General features: G+C 33.7%; 19 protein-coding genes and 2 pseudogenes. 15 read left to right on the top strand and 6 right to left on the bottom strand.

Features of this window, described 5'->3' with window-relative positions; genetic code table 11:
- Positions 1–366, bottom strand: a complete 366-nt coding sequence (locus tag IGB25_RS06580; protein ID WP_072349428.1) for a helix-turn-helix domain-containing protein — start codon at positions 364–366, stop codon at positions 1–3.
- Between the two features lie 187 nt (positions 367–553).
- Positions 554–1,951 carry a tRNA uridine-5-carboxymethylaminomethyl(34) synthesis GTPase MnmE gene (gene mnmE / locus IGB25_RS06575; protein ID WP_211066693.1) on the bottom strand — a complete coding sequence of 466 codons (1,398 nt, stop codon included), beginning with the start codon at positions 1,949–1,951 and terminating at the stop codon, positions 554–556.
- A gap of 1,330 nt (positions 1,952–3,281) precedes the next feature.
- Between mnmE and IGB25_RS06570 the strand changes: the two genes are divergently transcribed.
- The 5 genes from IGB25_RS06570 (at position 3,282) to IGB25_RS06550 (ending at position 9,093) form a co-directional block, all read left to right on the top strand.
- Positions 3,282–4,208: a glycosyltransferase family 2 protein gene (locus tag IGB25_RS06570; RefSeq protein ID WP_211066692.1), complete on the top strand. Its 927-nt coding sequence runs from the start codon at positions 3,282–3,284 to the stop codon at positions 4,206–4,208.
- On the top strand, positions 4,205–5,353 hold the full coding sequence (locus tag IGB25_RS06565; RefSeq protein ID WP_211066691.1) for a glycosyltransferase: 1,149 nt from the start codon (positions 4,205–4,207) through the stop codon (positions 5,351–5,353). Before IGB25_RS06570 ends, IGB25_RS06565 begins: the two co-directional genes overlap by 4 nt.
- Positions 5,354–5,365: 12 nt before the next feature.
- Positions 5,366–6,568 carry a hypothetical protein gene (locus IGB25_RS06560; protein WP_211066690.1) on the top strand — a complete coding sequence of 401 codons (1,203 nt, stop codon included), beginning with the start codon at positions 5,366–5,368 and terminating at the stop codon, positions 6,566–6,568.
- 201 nt (positions 6,569–6,769) lie between these two features.
- On the top strand, positions 6,770–8,203 hold the full coding sequence (locus IGB25_RS06555; RefSeq protein WP_211066689.1) for an MBOAT family protein: 1,434 nt from the start codon (positions 6,770–6,772) through the stop codon (positions 8,201–8,203).
- A gap of 62 nt (positions 8,204–8,265) precedes the next feature.
- On the top strand, positions 8,266–9,093 hold the full coding sequence (locus tag IGB25_RS06550) for a hypothetical protein (protein WP_211066688.1): 828 nt from the start codon (positions 8,266–8,268) through the stop codon (positions 9,091–9,093).
- Positions 9,094–9,218: 125 nt separating this feature from the next.
- On the opposite strand, the gene IGB25_RS15515 is transcribed toward IGB25_RS06550, so the two are convergent.
- From IGB25_RS15515 to IGB25_RS15505, 3 genes and pseudogenes are all read right to left on the bottom strand, one after another.
- A complete protein-coding gene (locus tag IGB25_RS15515; RefSeq protein ID WP_371815978.1) occupies positions 9,219–9,497 on the bottom strand; it encodes an SAF domain-containing protein in 279 nt (92 codons plus the stop codon).
- An 18-nt stretch (positions 9,498–9,515) separates the two neighbouring features.
- A pseudogene (locus IGB25_RS15510) lies at positions 9,516–9,581 on the bottom strand (hypothetical protein); the annotation flags it as partial.
- A gap of 1 nt (position 9,582) precedes the next feature.
- Positions 9,583–10,227, bottom strand: coding sequence for an N-acetylneuraminate synthase family protein (locus tag IGB25_RS15505; RefSeq protein ID WP_371815959.1), 645 nt, complete (start codon positions 10,225–10,227; stop codon positions 9,583–9,585).
- A 96-nt stretch (positions 10,228–10,323) separates the two neighbouring features.
- Here IGB25_RS15505 and neuC point away from each other — a divergent pair, with 96 nt between their 5' ends.
- From neuC to IGB25_RS06495, 10 genes and pseudogenes are all read left to right on the top strand, one after another.
- Positions 10,324–11,478 (top strand): UDP-N-acetylglucosamine 2-epimerase, encoded by a 1,155-nt coding sequence (neuC, locus tag IGB25_RS06540; protein WP_211066687.1) that lies wholly within the window; start codon positions 10,324–10,326, stop codon positions 11,476–11,478.
- Between the two features lie 70 nt (positions 11,479–11,548).
- Positions 11,549–11,902 (top strand): four helix bundle protein, encoded by a 354-nt coding sequence (locus tag IGB25_RS06535; RefSeq protein ID WP_211066686.1) that lies wholly within the window; start codon positions 11,549–11,551, stop codon positions 11,900–11,902.
- Positions 11,903–11,929: 27 nt separating this feature from the next.
- Entirely contained in the window at positions 11,930–12,688 is a 759-nt protein-coding gene (locus IGB25_RS06530; RefSeq protein ID WP_256437254.1) for a cytidylyltransferase domain-containing protein, read from the top strand.
- On the top strand, positions 12,685–13,617 hold the full coding sequence (locus IGB25_RS06525; protein WP_211066684.1) for a D-isomer specific 2-hydroxyacid dehydrogenase family protein: 933 nt from the start codon (positions 12,685–12,687) through the stop codon (positions 13,615–13,617). Before IGB25_RS06530 ends, IGB25_RS06525 begins: the two co-directional genes overlap by 4 nt.
- A gap of 558 nt (positions 13,618–14,175) precedes the next feature.
- Positions 14,176–14,496 (top strand): GIY-YIG nuclease family protein, encoded by a 321-nt coding sequence (locus IGB25_RS06520; protein WP_211066683.1) that lies wholly within the window; start codon positions 14,176–14,178, stop codon positions 14,494–14,496.
- An 849-nt stretch (positions 14,497–15,345) separates the two neighbouring features.
- The gene (locus tag IGB25_RS06515; protein WP_211066682.1) at positions 15,346–15,807 is read left to right on the top strand and encodes a hypothetical protein; all 462 of its coding nucleotides are present in this window, start codon (positions 15,346–15,348) and stop codon (positions 15,805–15,807) included.
- A complete protein-coding gene (locus tag IGB25_RS06510; RefSeq protein ID WP_211066681.1) occupies positions 15,800–16,333 on the top strand; it encodes a hypothetical protein in 534 nt (177 codons plus the stop codon). Before IGB25_RS06515 ends, IGB25_RS06510 begins: the two co-directional genes overlap by 8 nt.
- Positions 16,320–17,234, top strand: coding sequence for a hypothetical protein (locus tag IGB25_RS06505; protein WP_211066680.1), 915 nt, complete (start codon positions 16,320–16,322; stop codon positions 17,232–17,234). Before IGB25_RS06510 ends, IGB25_RS06505 begins: the two co-directional genes overlap by 14 nt.
- Positions 17,234–18,379 carry a glycosyltransferase family 4 protein gene (locus IGB25_RS06500; protein ID WP_211066679.1) on the top strand — a complete coding sequence of 382 codons (1,146 nt, stop codon included), beginning with the start codon at positions 17,234–17,236 and terminating at the stop codon, positions 18,377–18,379. The genes IGB25_RS06505 and IGB25_RS06500 overlap by 1 nt, the downstream gene beginning before the upstream one ends.
- Positions 18,379–19,503: pseudogene (locus IGB25_RS06495) on the top strand (glycosyltransferase). Before IGB25_RS06500 ends, IGB25_RS06495 begins: the two are co-directional and overlap by 1 nt.
- 1,860 nt (positions 19,504–21,363) lie before the next feature.
- Here the strand turns inward: IGB25_RS06495 and IGB25_RS06490 are convergent.
- Positions 21,364–21,744: an HU family DNA-binding protein gene (locus IGB25_RS06490; RefSeq protein WP_211066397.1), complete on the bottom strand. Its 381-nt coding sequence runs from the start codon at positions 21,742–21,744 to the stop codon at positions 21,364–21,366.
- Positions 21,745–21,880: the final 136 nt, after the last annotated feature.

Raw genomic sequence — 21,880 nt, 5'->3', positions numbered from 1 at the left:
CTAATTAAAAAGGTTTTCTATTTGCCATCTGGCTACAATACGTTTTCTTCCGAAAGGAACAGCTTTTAAGCGTCCTTGTTGAATCATTCTTTGAATGGTCCATCTACTAACACCAATTAATTGAGAAGCTTCTGTAACACTTAAAAAATCTTTATTGTTGACAGCATTTGGATTTTGAACCTCAACCACTTCATTCTTTTGCTTCATATCAGCATTAAGAGTTGATTGAATTTTTTCTTTACGCTTTCTGGCCTTATAGGCTTTTTTAGCGCAAGAATTACCACAGTATTGAGTTACTGTTGTACGTGCTGTAAACGCATTACCGCAATGCTTACAAGTTTTCGGGATGTATAAATTACTGCTCATAAATGGTGCTTTATGTAGCGTTATGGTGCATCATTTCGCTACTATTTTTGCCAACAGATTTGGGCAACAAATCCGTATACTGGGCAACATATATGAAACAAATATAGTTAAAAAAGGGCAATTAGGCAACAAAAAAAAATATGTAAACCTCTGAAAAACAAGTAAAAACCAATAAAAAGAAGCTTAATTACTTCCCAATACAAAAATTCCCAAAAATATTGCCCAGTAACTCATCATTCGTTACTTCACCTGTGATTTCTCCGAAGTGATACAGGGCTTGACGAATATCTATGGCGAGTAAATCTCCTGTTAAACCTGTGTTTAAGCCATCTTGAACGCGGTTCATTTCTTCAAGAGCACTTTGCAAACTGTTGTAATGCCGAGAATTGGTGATGATAGTGTCTTGATTGTGCAATCTACCTGTATCTACATAGCTGATAAGTTCATCTTTGAGTTGATCTATTCCAGTTTTGGTTTGGGCAGAAATAAACTCAACTTCAGGAAGCTGTTGTTTGATAAACTCTCGGGTTTCTTCGCTAACTTTATCCATTTTGTTTGCCAAAATCAATAAAGGTTTGTTGGGGAATCGGGTTTTGATTTTGTCGATTTCTTTAACAATATGTTTTAAATGAGATTGATCACTTTCAACCAAAGACGCATCAAAGAGTTTAATCACAATTTGAGATTGGTCTATTTTTTCAAAAGTTTTTTTGATGCCGAGACCTTCTATTTCATCTTTAGTCTCACGAATGCCTGCGGTATCTATAAAACGAAACCCAATGCCTTTTATAGCCAGCTCATCTTCAATGCTATCACGTGTGGTTCCAGCAATATCAGAAACTATGGCACGCTCTTCGTTGAGCAAAGCATTCAGCAAAGTTGATTTGCCCACATTAGGCTCGCCAACAATAGCCACGGGAATGCCTTTTTTAATCACATTACCGATGGCATAAGAGTCGATAAGATCTTTTAAAGTTGATTGTATTTCAGTTACTAAATTTTGAAACTGCTCTCTATTAGCAAACTCTACATCTTCTTCTGAAAAGTCAAGTTCAAGTTCGATTAGGGATGCAAAATCTAACAATTTTTTTCGTAAATCTTTCAACTGATGAGCAAAACCACCACGCATTTGTTGCATCGCAATTTGGTGTGAAGTCGCGTTGTCGCTTGCAATTAAATCGGCTACCGCTTCGGCTTGGCTTAAATCCATTTTGCCATTGAGAAACGCCCGCATCGTAAACTCACCAGGCTTGGCTGTTCGGCAACCGTTGCGGATTAAGAGTTGTATAATTTGCTGTTGAATAAACGGACTGCCATGACAAGAAATCTCAACGCTTGGCTCGCCAGTATAAGAGCGTTGACCTTTAAAGACACTGACCAAAACTTCATCAACAATTTTTTGATGATCAATGATATTGCCGAGTTGTAAAGTGTGCGAAGCTTGTTGTTTTAAAGTTTTACCGCTTTTAGATTTGAAAATAGCATCCACAATTTCTATGGATTGTGGTCCAGAAACACGCACCACAGCAATAGCACCTGTGCCAGAAGCTGTAGCTAAAGCTACAATGGTTTCGTCTAAAATCATTTGCCTAATTTCTTACGACAAAAATAACAACTCCTTTTACGCAAATGCTCAAAGGTTTAAATATTTTTTGAAATATTCCCATGGTAGAATGACAAGGGGTTTGTCATTCCGACGATAGGTTGTCATTCCGACGGCAGGAGGAATCTCTCTCTCACGTATTGGGGTTCGGTTCACTGAAAGATTCCTCTACCGAGACTTCGGTATCAGAATGACAGGGGAATGTCATTCCGACGGCAGGTTGTCATTCCGACGATAGGAGGAATCTCTCTTTCACGTATTGGTTTTCATTTCACTGAAAGATTCCTCTACCGAGGCTTCGGTATCAGAATGACAAGGGAATGTCATTCCGACGATAGGAGGAATCTCTCTTTCACGTATTGGTTTTCGTTTCACTGAAAGATTCCTCTACCGAGGCTTCGGTATCAGAATGACAAGGCAATGTCATTCCGACGATAGGAGGAATCTCTCTTTCACGTATTGGTTTTCATTTCACTGAAAGATTCCTCTACCGAGACTTCGGTATCAGAATGACAAGGGAATGTCATTCCGACGGCAGGAGGAATCTCTCTTTCACGTATTGGTTTTCATTTCACCAAAAGATTCCTCTACCGAGACTTCGGTATCAGAATGACAGGGGTTTGTCATTCCGACGATAGGAGGAATCTCTCTTTCACGTATTGGTTTTCATTTCACCAAAAGATTCCTCTACCGAGGCTTCGGTATCAGAATGACAAGGGAATGTCATTCCGACGGCAGGATGTCATTCCGACGGCAGGTTGTCATTCCGACGATAGGAGGAATCTCTTTCACGTATTGGTTTTCATTTCACCAAAAGATTCCTCTACCGAGGCTTCGGTATCAGAATGACAAGGGGGTTTGTCATTCCGACGGCAGGAGGAATCTCTCTCTCACGTATTGGGGTTCGGTTCACTGAAAGATTCCTCTACCGAGACTTCGGTATCAGAATGACAAGGGAATGTCATTCCGACGATCGGTTGTCATTCCGACGGCAGGAGGAATCTCTCTCACGTATTGGTTTTCGTTTCACTAAAAGATTCTTCACTCCGCAGGCTCCGTTCAGAATGACAGGGGAGGTTCGTTTCACTGAAAGATTCCTCGTCACTGCGTTTCCCTCGGAATGACAAGGGGTTCGGTTCACTGAAAGATTCCTCTACCGAGGCTTCGGTATCAGAATGACAGGGGTTCACATCGAGTGTTTGGACTATAAATGTTGGGGTGTTTTGAGATGTAAAATCTTTAAGTTTAAAAAACATTACAGGCTTTGCTTTATAAAAAATAATTGTAATTTTGAGGCATTAACTAAAAGCCAATGACTCAAAATCCCTTAGTGTCTGTCATCATCCCGACCTATAACCGGGCACATTTAATCGGTGAAACTTTAGACTCGGTCTTGGCACAGACTTACCAAAATTGGGAATGTATCATTGTGGACGACGGCTCTACGGACAACACCGACGAAGTGGTTGGGGCTTACGTTAAAAAAGACCAGCGTTTTAAATATTTCCATCGCCCTGACGAACATCTCCCTGGTGGTAATGGGGCAAGAAATTATGGGTTTAAAATGAGTCAAGGGGAATATGTGAATTGGTTGGACAGTGATGACTTATTTTCAGAAAATAAAATTGAAGAGCAATTAAAATTGATAAAAGGAAAATCTTATGCTGTCAGTACCTGTAAATGGGGAAGGTTTGAGCATAAAAATGATTTTAAATTAAAAGAGCTATATATTTTTAAAAATTATAAACCTGCACATTTACTTCTTAAGGATTTTGGAATTAAAGGTAATTACTTCTTATCGTTTTGTTATTTGATGACTAAGGACATCATATTACAGTGTGGACTATGGAATGAACATTTGAAAATTAACCAAGACGGAGAGTTTTTTTGTAGAGTAATAATCAACTCAAAACATATTTTTTTTTCGAAAAATTCTTACGGTCTTTATAGATTCGAATCTAACCAAAACACGAGTAATTTCAGTGACAAAGTAAAAGCAAAACATGCAATATACAGTTGGCAAATAATAGAAAGTTATTTAAACTTGTTAGATGAAAATTTCGACAATTACATTAAAAATGCAAAGTCTTTTTTGCATATGAAATTAACACGAAGCTACCCCGAGTTGATAAGAGAGAATAAAGCCTTTTTTAAAGAGCAAATAAAATATTATTCTCTTTCCAAAAAATTATTTCGAAAAATCAAAAAAAAAGCTGGAAAAATTCTAAAAACCAAATGAGTAATAGATCAATTTTAATTATTGTACCTAAACTAACAGATTATGGCGGATTAGAACTTGAAAACATTGGTTTTATCAATGCTTTAGTTGAGAAAAGTGATTTAAAAGTTAAAGTGTTATCCATAGAAATCAACAAAGAATCTAAAGCTTTAATAAACAATAACACAGAATTTGTCAAATTAAAAAATTCTATAGTTTTTAAATGTTTATCCGTTTGGTTTTTTAAGGTATTAATAAAATCTAAGTTTAATTTTAAAAAAACTATTAGAACATATCTAAGTCGTTACCCTCAACTACTTGATCCATATCTATTTCGTGAAACAAAAGTTGATGATATTATTTTTTGTTCGTTACATCCGCAGAAAATTGTAAGGCATATTCAACAATTTTGTAATGAATATAAGCGACAATTTGTTTTTCATCAAATATCTGAACCTCATCAAAAATATAGCTCATTCTACCAGTCCTTGACAAAAAAAGATGTTGTTCTCATTTCAAGTGATAATAAGTTAAAAGAAATAAGTAGGCAAAATAACAACCCAAATTTTAGAACAATAAAACAATGGATTTATACCAATGAAAATGAATTTTTAAACCTAAATATAAATTCAGAACAACAAGTTAAATTTGGGGTAATATCAAGGCTTGATAAAGAAAAAAATATTCAATTATTACTACAAGCCACAAAACTCCTTGATAATGATAATTTTAAAGTGATAATTTACGGCAATGGAAATGAAGCAAAAAGTCTAAAATCTTATACTTCTAAGCATAAACTTGATGACAAAATTATATTTAAAGGAAGTATTCACTATAACAACAGATTTAAAGCTTATCAAAACATTGATGTTTTTGTTTGCACCTCAATTAGTGAAGGTGGACCAATCACTGTTTTAGAGGCTATGGCTACTGGGATGCCTGTGATTTCCACAAATGTGGGCGATGTGCCTAATCGGGTTATAAATGACCACAATGGCTTTGTACTAAACGATAATGATGATGACAAAGAGTTGTCTCAACTCATGTTAAAATATATCAATAAACCAAAATTAGTTGACAGTCATGGTAAAAATGGAAGAAATCGGTATCTAAATGAATATCATTCTAAAGTTTCAAAAGACTTGTTTGTATCAGTCCTTCTATAAAATTTATAGCATATGAAAGTTTTAATCTTATGTGAAGTTCTTGATTTAGAAGGTACAAGCGAAGGTATTGTATCTAATTCATTTGTTGTAAAATACAAGAAGCTTTTTCCAAATCATGATGTTGAAGTTGTTTGGTTAAGCGATAGACCACATCTTAAAGAATTATCAAAGAAACTTTGCTTTAATCCTAAAATAGTTCAAGTAAAAAAGAAAAAATATACATGGGTAGAAAACAAAATTTGTGGATTGGCTTATCATTTATTTAATATAAACATAAAAGATTGGATTAAAATTAGCAGATATAAAAAGAAACTAAAAACCCTTAACCTTGATCAATATCACGATGTGTTTGTAAGATCTGGTGGATTAGATTTTTATTTAATTAGAGCTTTAAGGGGATATAAATATCTCAATAAAATGCTTTTATATTTTCATGATCCCTATCCTGCATCATTATATTCAGGTTCAAAATCTAAACTAAACACAACTGATTTTTATAAAATAAAAGAGATGAGAGAAATTGTTTCAGATGCTAAAGCTGTTTTTTCTCCCTCTAAAAAATTATCAAGTGATTTAGGTTTCTTGTTTGGGAGAAGATTTAAAACACTTCCTCATCAATTTGATGAAAATATTTTTAAAAACTATAAGACAAAATTCGAGACCAAATTAGATGATAATTTTTTATATATAACCTACCATGGTGCCATTCAACATAACAGGAGTTTAGACCTTCTACTTACAGCTTTTGTAAGTTTAGTAGATAAAAATTATGAATTTAATAAATTTAAGTTCGTCATTAGGTCTAAAGGTCTTGAAGTCAATAAGCTTAAAGCACTTTATAAAAATAATAATCATATCTTATTTTTAAAAAAAATATCAGCTTTTGAATCTTTTTATGAGCAAAAAAAGTATTCTTCACTGTCTATAGTTTTAGAAACCGATGGTGAATACAGCAATATTTTAAGCGGAAAAGTTCCGATGTTATCTGATATTAATTCTGAATTACTATGTTTAACATCTAAAGATAGTGAGCTCAAAAGATTACTAAAAAATTCACATGATAATTTTTCTGATTATGATGAACACGAAATCTATATTAAACTCAATAAATTGCTTAATAATTTAATAGATAAAAAAGAAATCAATTACCCACTAAAAGAATATTTTTCAGACAAAGAGTTTGTAAAAAGTGTTAAAGACATATCAAATGCGTAAAGGCACAAACCCCGCTAAAATAATAGACAATAAAGTCAAAATCGATGATTTTTATAGAATTACATTATTTTTAGTTTAACTAATTTATAAAGCTACGAATAAGACCTAAATACTTAAGTGATGATTAAAGAAAATACCATTAATTATAAATACTGAAACATTTTTCAATTTAATTCTAATTTAAATTTAACGTTATAAAGAATGTTGTTTAACTCAATTGAATTTGCGATTTTCCTGCCTACAGTTTTTATATTATACTGGTTTATAGCAGATAAAAAACTAAACATTCAAAATTTGCTTATTGTCATAGCAAGCTATGTTTTCTATGGTTGGTGGGACTGGAGATTTTTGTCTTTAATTATTTTTAGTACTATAATTGACTATACCATTGGCATAAAACTAAAAAAAGAAGAAAATCAACTTAAAAGAAAATTACTATTATGGTCAAGTATCATTGTAAACCTTGGATTCTTAGGAGTATTTAAATACTATAATTTCTTTTTAGATTCTTTGTACGACATTATTCCAGGTCTTCAGGTTGTAATGGGCTTCAATACGCTTGATATTATCCTACCAGTTGGTATTAGCTTTTATACATTTCAAACTTTAAGCTATTCAATTGATGTCTATAAACGTAAATTAAAACCAACTAAAGATTTTATTGCATTTTCAGCGTTTGTAAGTTTCTTTCCTCAATTAGTTGCTGGACCCATAGAAAGAGCAACTAATTTATTACCGCAATTTTACAAAAAAAGAACTTTTGACTATAATTATGCAGTAGATGGTATGCGGCAAATTCTTTGGGGATTATTCAAAAAAATAGTTATTGCAGATAATTGTGCTCAATATGCTAACGAAATATTTAATAATTATGAGGATTATTCTAGCATAACATTAATTTTAGGTGCAGTATATTTTACTTTTCAAATATATTGTGATTTTTCTGGATATTCAGATATTGCAATAGGTTCTTCAAAACTTTTTGGTTTTAAATTGAAACAAAACTTTGCGTTTCCATATTTTTCAAGAGATATAGCAGAATTTTGGAGAAGGTGGCATATTTCTCTTTCGACTTGGTTTAGGGATTATCTTTATATTCCATTAGGTGGTAGCCGAGGCAGTTCTTCAATGAAGGTTAGAAATACTTTTATAATTTTTGTTGTAAGTGGGTTTTGGCATGGTGCAAACTGGACTTTTATTTTTTGGGGTGCATTGAATGCTATATATTTCTTACCTTTATTGTTATTAAATAAAAATAGAAATTATTTAGGTGATATTTCAAAATATAGTTTTTTTCCTAATATAAAAGAATTCAAAGGAATGCTAATTACATTTAGCTTAACAGTTTTAGCTTGGGTATTTTTTAGGGCTGAAAATATTGATCATGCTTTTGCTTTTTTAATTAGAATAGCATCATTTACTTTTAAAATTGAAAAAATTGAATTAGAAAGATACTCTTTTGAATTAATACCATTAATAATATTTTTTGTAATAATTGAGTGGCTAAGTAGATTTAAAATCCATCCTTTAGAAAAAGGTAAAAATTTAAATTTAAAAACAATTTTGTTAATTTTATTTATTATTTTATTTGGAAGCTTTTCATCATTAAATGAATTCATCTATTTCCAATTCTAATGAAAAAATTTTTACGGTACATTTTTCTGTTTATTTTAACTGTAGTCTTAATAATGTATTTAATGGACATTGTATATACTCTTTTATATGTAAACCCTATAAACCCAAGAACTAAAGTGAGTTGGATTTACAAGTTAGATAATAGCAATAAACTCAGATTCGACTATGCTCTTTTTGGCTCATCAAGATGCGTACACCACATTGACCCTAAATTGATAGATTTATCAACAGGACTTAATGGTATTAATTTAGGCTATGCAGCATCAAAACCATTAGAAGTAAAACTTATGGTGGAAACTTTTCTAAAGAAATTTAAACCAAAAAAAATTTTTGTACAAATTGATTACACATATAATGAAGAGTCTAATAGTAATTTGGCAACTGTACCTTGGTTACCTATAATAGGTGAAGATTACGTCTATAATGAACTAAAAAAAGTAGAACCAAAATCTTTTAGATATAAATATATACCATTTTATAGATATGCAAGAAATGAGTCTAAAATAGGTTTTCGAAGTGTTTTTTTAAATTTATCAAAAAAAAACGATTTTACATATAAAAAAGGTTTTGTGCCAACACATGGTAGTCTTATAAATAAAAATATTACTCCTGAATTTATTTTACAAGATTCACGCAATAGACATCTTACTGAAATTGAAGAAATATGTGAACGTAAGGGCGTTCAATTGTATTTTTTCACATCTCCCATGAATGCAAATTTTTTTAACTTTGAAATAATTAAAAAATATTATAGTTCTTACGAAAACTTTTCAAATTCAATATCTGACAAAAATTTTTTTAGGGATAACACTCATTTAAATGAAAAGGGTGCAGAGTTATTTACTCAAATTTTCATAGACTACTATTTTAATAAAAATAAATCTAAATAAAATATTAAAGTATTGTTTTTGTAAACATTCAAAAAAAAAGACTACACCTTTAAATCAAACACTAATTGTATAAAGTCTTATCACAACATAATGTCATTTAAGTAACATTAACTGATATTTAAATTTTAATCATAAACATCACCTTCCCCCAAAAACCCCCAAGCCTCCATATCACGTTTTAAAGTTTTGCCAATAACATTTTTAAAATCAGAAGCGGCAATGCCATGGTTTTTTGGTTTTTTGGCTTCTAAGTCTTCAAATGACAACACATAGCCTTGAGGCAAATCTTTGTTGACCGCCAGTGATTTTTCAAAAATAGATTTTAAAGATGAAAATGCACTATTATCATTTTTATCAATCGGATGGTCTAAGGCGGTTGAAATATCACGAATGCCATTGACCAAATCTTGGGTTTGGTCTAAAGTTAAACTCGAACTGCTGTCAGGACCAAATTGCTCTTTTGAAAAAGCGACGTGAAACTCTACAATTTCAGCCCCTAAAGCTACCGCGGCTAGACACTGTAGATACTTTTCCAGAATGGTCAGAAAAGCCGACCTTAACTTGATATCTGGATTGTAATTCTTTGATAACATTCAAGCCATAAGCCTCAGGTGGCGTTGGGTAAGCTGTTGTGCATTGTAGAACTGAGACTTCTATGTTTTGATTTTTTAGAAACTGAACAGATTCATCTAACTCTTCAAAAGAGCTCATGCCCGATGATAAAATAACGGGTTTCTGGGTTTGTGCAATTTTTTGAAGCATCAATAAATTATTGACTTCACCAGAGCCAATTTTATAGCGTTTCACTCCCAGTTCTTCCAACCAATCTACAGCAGCATTGCTAAAGGGAGACGCCATAAATTCTATACCTGCATCATCACAGTGTTGTTTCAAACCTTTCCATTGCTCTTTGGTAAACGACATGCGTTGCCAATATGCATATCGCGTAGCATCTTGTTGGCTAAATTTCACACGAAAAGGTTCGTGAATACTGCTTTCAGCATGAGCCAAATGAATTTGAAATTTAACCGCATCAACACCGCGTCTAACCAAAGCGTCGATATAGGCATGTGCCATACCAAGGCTTCCGTCGTGAGCTTGTGCCACTTCTGCTATGGTAAAAACTTTTTTCATAACTCAATTTTATTTGAGTCAAAATTAGCCAAAAAGATAAGATATCCTTAGCCATTAAACAATTAAAAAATTATTTTTACCAAATAAATTTATTATATGAGTAAACGTAAAATTTGCGTTGTTGTTACCGCTAGACCATCTTATAGTCGTGTAAAAACCGTTTTAAAAGCAATAGACCAACATTCTGAACTTGAGCTTCAGCTTGTAGTTGCAAGATCTGCTTTACTACCGCGTTATGGCACTGCTGTTGATTTTATCAAAGCTGACGGATTTCAAATAGACGCAAAGGTGTTTAGTGTTTTAGAAGGCGAAAATACTGCAACAACGGCAAAAACCACAGGCTTAGGTATTTTAGAACTTTCAAGTGTTTTTGAAAATCTACAACCCGATATTGTCGTAACCGTAGCCGATAGGTTTGAAACCATGTCCACCGCCATTGCGACTTCCTATATGAACATTCCTTTAGCCCATTTGCAAGGTGGAGAAGTTACGGGCAATATTGACGAAAAAGTCCGCCATGCTATCACCAAACTTGCTGACTATCATTTTGTGTCATCAGATGATGCCTATAGACGAGTCATCAAACTTGGTGAAGACAAATCATCGGTGTTCAACACGGGTTGCCCGTCTATAGATTTGGCAAGACCAGTACTTAAAAGCAAAAATTTAAGTTTTGACCCTTACCAAAAATACGGTGGCGTAGGTCATGAACCTGATTTAAAAAACGGGTATCTCGTTGTGATGCAACATCCTGTAACAACGCATATCAAAGAAAGTCGGCAACAGATTGAAGAAACCTTAAAAGCCATAGATGCATTAAAATTGCCCACGCTTTGGTTTTGGCCCAACATCGATGCAGGTGCTGATGGTACTTCGTCGGGCATCAGAGCTTATAGAGAATATCACGAGTTGAAACACGTGCATTTCTTTAAAAATTTAAGTGGTGAAGATTTTTTAGAACTCATTTACCACTGCAAAGCCTTGATTGGTAATTCAAGTGTTGGCATTAGAGAAGCTTCTTTTCTTGGCGTGCCAGTTGTCAATATTGGTGATAGACAAAACAGACGCCAACGCGGACAAAATGTCTTGGATGTGGAATGTGAAACACAAGCCATTACCAAAGCCATAAAAACACAAATAGTCGCTGATATTCCAAAATCAAAAATTTATGGTCAAGGCGATTCGGGTCAACGTATTGCTGATCTTTTAGCTCAAGTTGAGTTAAAGTTTTATAAGACGATTTGTTATTAGTTTTTGGTTGGTCGTTGGTCGTTGTTCGTAAACAAATTTTAATAAAAATCAATCATAAAGTAATAGAATCATGGATTACAAAGAGTTAGAAGTCTGGAAAGCGACTATGGACTTAGTTGTTGAAATTTATAAGATAACTGAAAAATTCCCGAAATCTGAAAAATATAATTTGAGTGGTCAAATGCGTGATGCTGGAGTATCTATTCCTTCTAATATTGCTGAAGGGTCTTCAAGACAATCCTATAAAGATTATCATAGATTTATATTAATTTCATCTGGATCTTGTCGTGAATTAGAAACTCAAGCTTTGATTGCTAAACGCATAGGCTATGAAGTGCCAGATGATATTTTTGAAAGAATTGAAAGACAAAAAAAATTAATAAACGCAACCAAAAGATATTTGAAAACTAAAATTCGTAAATAGTTAATCGAGTAATTGATATAAAAAGATATGCATCACAACCGTTCAACCAACAACGATCAACGAAAAACAAGAAACGAGAGACTCAAAACCCTCGCCATCATCCTCGCGCGTGGTGGCAAGAAAGGCGTGCCAGGAAAGAATATTAAAGAATTTAATGGAAAACCTTTAATACAATATGCCGTTGATTGCGCTTTAAATTCTAAAGAAATAAATCGAATACTTGTTAATTCTGATGACCAGCAAATACTTGATTCTGTAAATACTCAGCAAGATCCAAAAAGAATTACTAAACAATTAAGACCTGAAAATTTAGGAAAAGATAACTCATCAATTGTTGATGTTGTATTAGATGCGTTAAAAAGATTAGAAGATAACTTTGACATTATACTATTAATGCAAACAACATCACCTATTAGGTCTCCAAAAGATATTACTCAGATTATTAAATACTTTGAAATTGATAAAAATTTAGAAGCCGTCATAAGTGTAATACCAATGGAAGATATGCATCCTGCGAGAATGTATGAATTAGACCAAAAGAGTCATTTGTCCCCATTGATAAAATCTGATGAATCAACACATAGGCAGAACTTAAAACCTATTTATTTTAGAAATGGTTGCTTTTATGCCATAAAAACAGAAGCTTTTTTAAAACAACAAACTTTTATGCCAAAAAATAAAAAAGCTTACGTGATGAATCCAGATCATTTATTAAACATAGATACACAAAGAGATGTAAAGCTTGCTGAAGTTTTAATTAAAGCTTGGGAAAATAAAGAGTTATGAAACTTGTAATCACTGAACCAAAAGATTTTAGCTTAAAAGCTTTAGATTTATTAAAATCTAAATTTGAGGTCATACAATTAGCCGATATCAATAACCTAAACAATATTATTGAAAATGTAGATGTGTTATTTATAAGGTTAGGTATTATACTAAATGATAAAATACTAAAAAAAGCTAAGGTCTTAAAGTTTATTTGTTCGCCTACAACAGGTTTAGACCATATAGATATTGAATACTGTAAAAATAAAAACATTAAAGTAATCTCTCTAAAAAACGAGATAGATTTTTTAGGAAGTATTCCCTCTACAGCAGAACATACTTGGACATTACTTACTGCTATAAACAGAAAACTGCATCTTGCACAAATTGATGTAAATTCTAAACACTGGGATAGAAATAAATTTAAAACATATAATCTACGAGGTAAAACGTTGGGGATTTTAGGTATAGGTAGAGTCGGCAAACAAGTTGCCAAATTTGCTTTAGCCATTGGCATGAAAGTTATAAGTTATGATACGGATAAAAGACAAACCTTTGAAAATATTGAGTGTGTTAATCATCCGGAGGATCTTTTTTTAAAATCAGATTTTGTGAGCATACACATTCCTCTAAATAAAAACAATGAAAAATTCGTGAACAACAATCTTATTAGTCTTATGAAAAAAGAAGCATGCATCATTAATACCTCAAGAGGTAAAGTTTGGGATGAAAATGCTATTGTGAATGCTTTATTATCTGATAAAATACGAGGCGTGGCTACAGATGTGGTTCAAGATGAAATATCTCATAATATTTTTGCATCTCCAATTTTTAAAATAGATACTTCCAAATATAATTGTATTATAACACCACATATAGCTGGTGCAACTTACGACTCAATGGCTATGACTGAAGTTTTTATTGCTAATAAACTTTTAAAAAATGTCTAAAAAACCTAAAATACTTATATTGATTCCAGATGTTACTGGCATAAAAAATTATCTACTTTCAGATTTTTTAAAGTTTTTACATCAACATTTTCCACTGTTCTAACATCAACTTTTTTCCCTTTTCAACATCGAGTCTTCCCCTGTTTCAACATCGAGTCTTCTCCCTGTTTTAACATCGAGTCTTCTCCCTGTTTTAACATCAACCTTTTTCCCCTGTTTTAACATCGAGTCTTCCCCCTGTTTTAACATCGAGCGTAGTCGAGATGTGGGTTGGTGGTTCTCGACTTCGCTCGAACTTGAAACAGAAAGAGATGACTCGAACCTGAAACAAACTTGTTTCAACATCAACCTTTTCCCCCTGTTCTAACATCAACCTTTTCCCCCTGTTTTAACATCGAGTCTTCCCCCTGCTTTAACATCAACCTTTTCCCCCTGTTTTAACATCGAGCGTAGTCGAGATGTGGGTTGGTGGTTCTCGACTTCGCTCGAACTTGAAACATTTTTGATAGAAATATTAAAAAATTATATCTTAGTAGATTTAAAATTATAATTAGAAAAATGAAAACCTACTTCGTTTATATTATTCAATGTGCTGATAACACCTATTATACAGGGATGACGAATAATATTAATAGGCGTTGGAATGAACATTGTTATAGCAAAGAGAATAAAACTTCATATACATATACCCGAAAACCATTGAAACTCGTGTTTTACGAAGCTTTTAACGATGTAAATCAAGCTTATGAGTTTGAACGAAAAATAAAAAAATGGAGTAGAGCTAAGAAAAAAGCTTTAATCAATAAAAATTGGGATAAATTAAAAAAGTTGTCTGAATGTCAAAATGATACACATTATAAGCTAAAAAATAAAGCTTAAATCAGCCAAATAATAGATATGAACTTTTTTATAAAATCATGTTTCTTTTCCCTGCTCTAACCTTGAGCTTTTTTTCCTTATTCTAACATCAACCTTTTTTTCCCTCGTTTTAACATCAACCTTTTTCCTCTGTTTTAACATCGAGTTTTTCCCTGTTTTAACATCAACCTTTTTCCCCTGTTTCAACATCGAGTTTTTTTCCCTGTTTTAACATCAACTTTTTTTTCCTCTGTTTTAACATCGAATCTTCCCCCTGTTTTAACATCGAGCGTAGTCGAGATGTGGGTTGGTGGTTCTCGACTTCGCTCGAACTTGAAACAGAAAGAAAGGACTCGAACTTGAAACAGAAAGAGAAAACTCGAACTTAAAACAAACTTGTTTTAACATCGAGCGTAGTCGAGATGTGAGTTGGTTCTCGACTTCGCTCGAACTTGAAACAATGAAAAGCTCGAACTTGAAACAAAAAGAGAAAACTCGAACTTAAAACAAACTTGTTTTAACATCGAGCGTAGTCGAGATGTGGGTTGGTGGTTCTCGACTTCGCTCGAACTTGAAACAATGAAAAGCTCGAACTTGAAACAGAAAGAAAGGACTCGAACTTGAAACAGAAAGAGATGACTCGAACTTGAAACAGAAAGAGATGACTCGAAACTAATACAAAAAGAGATGACTCGAACTTGAAACAGAAAGATAAAACACCAACTTGAAACAAAAAGAGAAAACTCGAACTTGAAACAAAAAGAAATAGCTTGAACTTGAAACAAAAGTAATTTTAAATTTAATCCAGGTATAAACTTTGGTTTAAAAAAACATAATTAGATTTGTAATGCAATTAAAATTAACTAATCAATGTGTGGCATATCGGGAATTATTGGTTCTAAAGCCAAAATCAGTAACATCAAACAGATGACAGATTCCCTTGTTCATAGAGGTCATGACAACATCAACCACTATATTAGTAATCATTATATTTTAGGTCATAATCGACGGGCTATTATAGATATAAACACAAACGCAAACCAACCTTTTAATCTGCCAAATGAGCCTTATTACCTGGTTTTTAACGGCGAAATTTACAATTACTTAGAACTCAAAAAAGAATTGATAGATTTAAATCATCATTTTGAAACAAATTCAGACACAGATGTGGTTCAAGATGAAATATCTCATAATATTTTTGCATCTCCAATTTTAAAAATAGATACTTCCAAATATAATTGTATTATAACACCACATATAGCTGGTGCAACTTACGACTCAATGGCTATGACTGAAGTTTTTATTGCTAATAAACTTTTAAAAAATGTCTAAAAAACCTAAAATACTTATTTTAATCCCTGATGGAACAGGGATAAAAAATTATCTACTTTCAGATTTTTTAAAGTTTTTACCTCAACATTTTAATGTAATCTTAGCCCATAATTTTGATAAAAGTATTGAACCGCATTTGTCACTAAGTCCAAATCACTACAAAAAAGTAAATATTCCAGCTTATAAAGAAAAGCCCCAACACAAATTTTATAGAGAAGCCTTGTGTTATGCCAGATTACACTATAACGCAAAAATCAAAAATAACCCTAGTATTTTAGTAAATTGGAGACGTCAATTTAAAAATCTACCAAAAAAATTATTTTATAAATGTGTTGAATTTTACGGTAGTTATTTATCCAAAGATTATTCTCGTATAAAAAACACAACTGAGACTTATCACAAAACAATTCTTAACAGCCAAAGTATAAATTCTTTTTTAAACTTATTAAAGCAAGAGAAGCCTGATATAGTTTTTACAACTCATCAACGTTCAGCTCTTAATATTCCTTTATTTGCAGCAGACTAAACAATTAAATATCACTTCAGTATCAGTAATTTATTCATGGGACAATATGCCTAAAGCGAGGATTCCTTACTTTAGTGATTATTTTATGGTTTGGTCGGAATATATGATGAATGAATTTAAAGATTATTACCCAGAAATTGATTTGAATCGAGTTAAAGTTACAGGAACACCGCAATTTGAATTTTATTTGGATTCTTCAATGATTAAAAATAAAAATGATTTTTGCAATGAACATAATTTAGATACAAATAGACCTATAGTTTGTTTTTCAGGTGACGATAGACTGACATCACCTTTTGACCCTGAATATTTAGACGATATGGCTTCGCATTTTTCTTTAATAGATGAGTCTATTCGACCTCAAATTATTTTAAGACCTTCACCGGCTGATGATGGTAGTCGTTTTAAACCCGTTTTAAAAAAGTATCCTGATATAAAATTTGCTCCTGCAGACTGGTATGAAAGTGATAATCAAAAACATTGGGCAGTTAAATTTCCTAAACGAAATGATATCAAACAACTTGTTAGTTTAACTTATCATGCTGATGCCGTTGTAAATGTCGGTTCTACTATGGCTCATGATTTTGCGATGTTTAAAAAACCTGCATTTTATTTAAATTACAACCCAAAACTCAAGGATTTTACTAAGATGACACCACATAAGAAAAAATGGAATGTAGAGACCATTTATAAATATGAGCATTTTAAATCTATGCAAGACTTAAACCCTGTCTTTTGGATAAACCAAGTCAATGATTTTTCAAAAGTCATTAATAAAATAAATCAATTTGATGAAAATGTAAAGCGAGATCAAAAACTTTGGCGAGATAAAATTATAGGTGAAAATTTGTATAAAGATGCCTCTCAAAATTTAACTCACACACTTAAAAATTTAAACTAATGCACATCGTATTCCTCACATCAGAATATCCTAAAGACGGTTTTCCACATGGTGGCGTTGGGACTTTTATCCGTATTTTGGCAAGAAGTCTTGTTCAGCATAAAATTGATGTCAGTATTATAGGTTTAAATTATATTGCCAAAGACGAAGTAGAGAACGACGAAGGCGTAAATATTTATCGTTATCAACGCTCAAAAACGCCTAAAATGGGTTGGTACCTCAACAATAAAATATTAAACAAAGCCATAAAAAGTTTACACCAAAAACAACCTATTGATGTTGTAGAATCAACAGAATTGGGTTTGGCATTTATCAACAAAATACCAGGTATAAAATACCTGATTCGTATGAATGGTGGTCATCATTTTTTTGCTGAGTCTGAAAACCGCGGTGTCGAGTTTTGGAAAGCCTTTCAAGAACGCCGTAGTTTTAGAAAAGCCGACCACATCATCGGGGTCAGTGAATATGTGCTCAACCATACGGCTATGTATTTAGATTTTGAGGACAAACGCGGTGAAGTGATTTATAATCCTGCCAATCTCAACATGTTTTATAAAGCCGATTTATCCAAAGAAATTAAAGGGCGTATCTTTTTTGCAGGGTCAATTTGTGAAAAGAAAGGCATAAGACAGCTCGTCAAAGCTATGCCAAAAATCAAACAAGCTGTGCCAGAAGCTCATCTCGTTGTAGCTGGACGAGATACCAAAATAAGAGGCACGCAAAATTCATATTTGGCTTATCTTAAATCTGAAATCCCTAAAGCTGTTGAAACAGACATTGAATTTTTAGGGTCTATTGAAAACACACAAATTCCCAAAGAAATAGAAAAAGCTGAAGTTTGTGCTTATCCCTCGCATATGGAAGCCATGCCACTGGCGTGGATAGAAGTTTTGAGCATGGGCAAAGCCTTTGTAGCAAGCAACTTAGGACCGGGATCAGAAGCGGTAAATCACGGCGAAACGGGCTTGCTTTGCAACCCATTAAATATCGACGACTTGGCTAATCAAGTCATTTATATGCTACAAAACCGTAAAGAAGCCCATCAAATGGGACAAAACGCTATAAAAGATGTTCAAAAACGCTTTAGTTTAGACGTGCTTTTAAAAAAGAATATTGAGATGTATAATAACCTTATCAATAATTAATGACTTTCCTCATCATTTCACATGCCGATCATTACAAAGTTGACAACCAACTCTACGCCTACGCACCTTATGTCCGTGAAATGAATTTGTGGCTTAAATTTGTTGATGACATAAAAATTGTAGCACCATTATCCACATCATTTGACAAAAATATCAATTTAGCCTATAAACACGACAATATATCTATTGATGACGTGCCTGCGTTTTCATTAATTGGGTTTAAAGAAAAATTACATACGCTAAAACAACTGCCTAAAATTTTAAGCACTCTATACAAAGCCATGAAACAAGCCGATCATATTCACTTGCGTTGTCCAGGTAATATGGGTTTGTTGGGGTGTTTGGTTCAAATTTTATTTCCTAAAACCCCAAAAACCGCCAAATATGCTGGCAATTGGGATCCTAAAGCCAAACAGCCGTGGAGCTATAACTTGCAAAAATGGATTTTAAGCAACACATTTTTAACCCAAAACATGCAAGTTTTGGTTTATGGGCAATGGCCAAATCAAAGTCGGAATATCAAAGCTTTTTTCACCGCCACCTATCACGACAACGAAAAAGAAGCCCTGTTTGTGAGAGATTACACCAAACCTTGGCATTTTTGTTATGTGGGCAAGATGTCAAAAGGCAAACGCCCACAATTGGCATTTCAACTGGTGCATCAACTCAGACAAAACGGCATTGAAGCCAGTTTGCATTTTTATGGTGATGGAAAGCTCAAATCGGCTTTACAAAATCATATCAAAGCCCATAACGCCGAACAATGGGCGTTTATGCATGGCAATCAGCCCAAAGAAAACGTCAAAAAAACTCTTAAATACTCACATTTTCTCATTTTACCGAGCCAATCTGAAGGTTAGCCAAAAGTGGTTGCCGAGGCGATGTTTTGGGGTTGTATTCCTATTGTGACGCCAATTTCATGCGTGCCATGGATGTTAGATAATGGAAATCGCGGTATCTTGATAGATGCCGAAAATATAGAAAACAGTGTTGAAAAGTTAATAGCTTTAAAATCAACTCCAAAACAATTGGAAAACCTATCCTCAAACGCAGCCCAATGGTCAAGACAATATACCTTAGATAAATTTGAAACTGAAATCAAAAAGCTTTTAGTTAAAGATTAATTTTCAAGCCAACAATGGGGGTTTGTCATTCCGACGGCAGGAGGAATCTCTCTCTCACGTATTGGGGTTCGGTTCACTGAAAGATTCCTCTACCGAGACTTCGGTATCAGAATGACAAGGGGTTTGTCATTCCGACGGCAGGTTGTCATTCCGACGGCAGGAGGAATCTCTCTCTCACGTATTGGTTTTCATTTCACTGAAAGATTCCTCTACCGAGACTTCGGTATCAGAATGACAAGGGGTTTGTCATTCCGACGGCAGGTTGTCATTCCGACGGTAGGAGGAATCTCTCTCTCACGTATTGGTTTTCGTTTCACTGAAAGATCTCTCTACCGAGACTTCGGTATCAGAATGACAAGGGAATGTCATTCCGACGGCAGGAGGAATCTCTCTCTCACGTATTGGTTTTCATTTCACTGAAAGATTCCTCTACCGAGACTTCGGTATCAGAATGACAAGGGGTTTGTCATTCCGACGATCGGTTGTCATTCCGACGGCAGGAGGAATCTTTCTCACGTATTGGTTTTCATTTCACTGAAAGATTCTTCTACCGAGACTTCGGTATCAGAATGACAAGGGGTTTGTCATTCCTACGGTAGGTTGTCATTCCGACGGTAGGAGGAATCTTTCTTTCACGTATTGGGGTTCGGTTCACTGAAAGATTCCTCTACCGAGACTTCGGTATCAGAATGACAAGATTGGTTTTCATTTCACTGAGAGATTCTTCACTTCGCGGGCTCCGTTCAGAATGACAAGGGGTTTGTCATTCCGACGGCAGGATGTCATTCCGACGATCGGTTGTCATTCCGACGGCAGGTTGTCATTCCGACGATAGGAGGAATCTTTCTCACGTATTGAGGTTCATTTCACTGAGAGATTCTTCACTTCGCGGGCTCCGTTCAGAATGACAAGGGGTTTGTCATTCCGACGGCAGGATGTCATTCCGACGATCGGTTGTCATTCCGACGGCAGGTTGTCATTCCGACGATAGGAGGAATCTTTCTCACGTATTGAGGTTCGGTTCACTGAGAGATTCTTCACTTCGCAAGCTCCGTTCAGAATGACAAGGGAATGTCATTCCGACGGCAGGATGTCATTCCGACGGCAGGAGGAATCTCTCTCACGTATTGGTTTTCATTTCACTGAAAGATTCCTCTACCGAGACTTCGGTATCAGAATGACAAGGGAATGTCATTCCGATACCGAAGCATCGTCACTGCGTTTATCTTTGAATGACTATTGTTAAGCTTTGTTTAAAGTGAGAAGTGTTAGGCTGTTGCTGGTCTAAGCATAGTTTTCAACGTTTGTTGATAACTAAATTTGGTATGCTCTATTCTATTTTATATTTTTGGATATCGATAATACGGAAAATATCGGTTTTAATACCAGCTCAAAAATATGAATACAAGCTAATCCTCATTCTTTTTTTGAGCTTTTTTTATTTTTTTTAAGTAAATATTTCACAATAAATCGGCTTTTTTAATACTTATATTTAATGTTTTTTTAATATTTTTTGCATATTTTGAATCCATAAAATGTAAGTTTCATTTTTTTTATCAACTTTTTTATTCAATATGAGCATTTTTTTTAGGGTTTACCCCGATATACCTATGTTTTTATCTGCTCAAATGCATAATTTGGGTTCAAATTGATTTTTTAAAAAAAGCTGTAGCAAAGCAAATTTTAAAACCACCTTAGGTTTTGAGTAAAACCACCTTAGGTTTTGAGCATAACCTAAGCAGGAAATTGAAGAAACCTGCGGTTGTTTTTGTGATAAATCTTTAGATTTTACATAAAAAAAACCTTGGTTCACGGAAAAAACCAAGGTTTTAATACAAGCTTAAAACTTATGAATACAAGCTAATCCACTTTTTTGAATTCTAAAGTTTTAAGCAAATCACGGAATCTCTTGCCAGGTCTAAACAAAATTTTAGAGTCCTTTATGGCGTTTGAGCTCACATCTTCTTCAAGGTCGAAACCTTCTGAGCTAAGGCTGACGCGAAAAGAGCCTAAGTCTCCTAGATACACAATATGTCCTTGGCTGAGCTCGTCAGACATGTTGTGGACAAATGCTTCCAGTACAGCAAGGCAATCTGCCTTACGGACTGTTGATTGATTGGAAATTAAAAATGCCAATCGATTCAGATCTGTACGCCCACTTGTTTTGACCTGGGCGTAAAACTTGCGTGGTGCCGCCACATCTTGTGGGTTCACCTTTTGAACGGTTTTAAATGTTACCATTGTTAAAAAATTTATGGCAGATAAAACTGCCTGGTTAATATTGGTGTAAATTTAAAAAGCTTTTTTTATTTTTTTAGTAATACTATAAATAAGGTTTTCAACAAGTTATGAACATTTAGTTTGTTTATTGATTATT

Origin of the sequence: Flavobacterium sp. CS20, from assembly GCF_018080005.1 — a bacterium.
Classification (GTDB): Bacteria; Bacteroidota; Bacteroidia; order Flavobacteriales; family Flavobacteriaceae; genus Psychroflexus.
This window is presented reverse-complemented; position numbering and strand designations above follow the sequence as displayed.

Excerpts from the sequence above, each read along its gene's own strand:
- IGB25_RS15505 (WP_371815959.1), bottom strand. The coding sequence starts at position 10,227 with ATGAAAAAAGTTTTTACCATAGCAGAAGTGGCACAAGCTCACGACGGA.
- IGB25_RS06570 (WP_211066692.1), top strand. The coding sequence starts at position 3,282 with ATGACTCAAAATCCCTTAGTGTCTGTCATCATCCCGACCTATAACCGG.
- IGB25_RS06530 (WP_256437254.1), top strand. The coding sequence starts at position 11,930 with ATGCATCACAACCGTTCAACCAACAACGATCAACGAAAAACAAGAAAC.
- IGB25_RS06565 (WP_211066691.1), top strand. The coding sequence starts at position 4,205 with ATGAGTAATAGATCAATTTTAATTATTGTACCTAAACTAACAGATTAT.
- IGB25_RS06500 (WP_211066679.1), top strand. The coding sequence starts at position 17,234 with ATGCACATCGTATTCCTCACATCAGAATATCCTAAAGACGGTTTTCCA.
- IGB25_RS06535 (WP_211066686.1), top strand. The coding sequence starts at position 11,549 with ATGGATTACAAAGAGTTAGAAGTCTGGAAAGCGACTATGGACTTAGTT.
- IGB25_RS06555 (WP_211066689.1), top strand. The coding sequence starts at position 6,770 with ATGTTGTTTAACTCAATTGAATTTGCGATTTTCCTGCCTACAGTTTTT.
- IGB25_RS06510 (WP_211066681.1), top strand. The coding sequence starts at position 15,800 with ATGTCTAAAAAACCTAAAATACTTATTTTAATCCCTGATGGAACAGGG.
- mnmE (WP_211066693.1), bottom strand. The coding sequence starts at position 1,951 with ATGATTTTAGACGAAACCATTGTAGCTTTAGCTACAGCTTCTGGCACA.
- IGB25_RS06525 (WP_211066684.1), top strand. The coding sequence starts at position 12,685 with ATGAAACTTGTAATCACTGAACCAAAAGATTTTAGCTTAAAAGCTTTA.
- IGB25_RS06490 (WP_211066397.1), bottom strand. The coding sequence starts at position 21,744 with ATGGTAACATTTAAAACCGTTCAAAAGGTGAACCCACAAGATGTGGCG.
- IGB25_RS06550 (WP_211066688.1), top strand. The coding sequence starts at position 8,266 with ATGGACATTGTATATACTCTTTTATATGTAAACCCTATAAACCCAAGA.
- neuC (WP_211066687.1), top strand. The coding sequence starts at position 10,324 with ATGAGTAAACGTAAAATTTGCGTTGTTGTTACCGCTAGACCATCTTAT.
- IGB25_RS06580 (WP_072349428.1), bottom strand. The coding sequence starts at position 366 with ATGAGCAGTAATTTATACATCCCGAAAACTTGTAAGCATTGCGGTAAT.
- IGB25_RS06515 (WP_211066682.1), top strand. The coding sequence starts at position 15,346 with ATGTGTGGCATATCGGGAATTATTGGTTCTAAAGCCAAAATCAGTAAC.
- IGB25_RS06520 (WP_211066683.1), top strand. The coding sequence starts at position 14,176 with ATGAAAACCTACTTCGTTTATATTATTCAATGTGCTGATAACACCTAT.
- IGB25_RS06560 (WP_211066690.1), top strand. The coding sequence starts at position 5,366 with ATGAAAGTTTTAATCTTATGTGAAGTTCTTGATTTAGAAGGTACAAGC.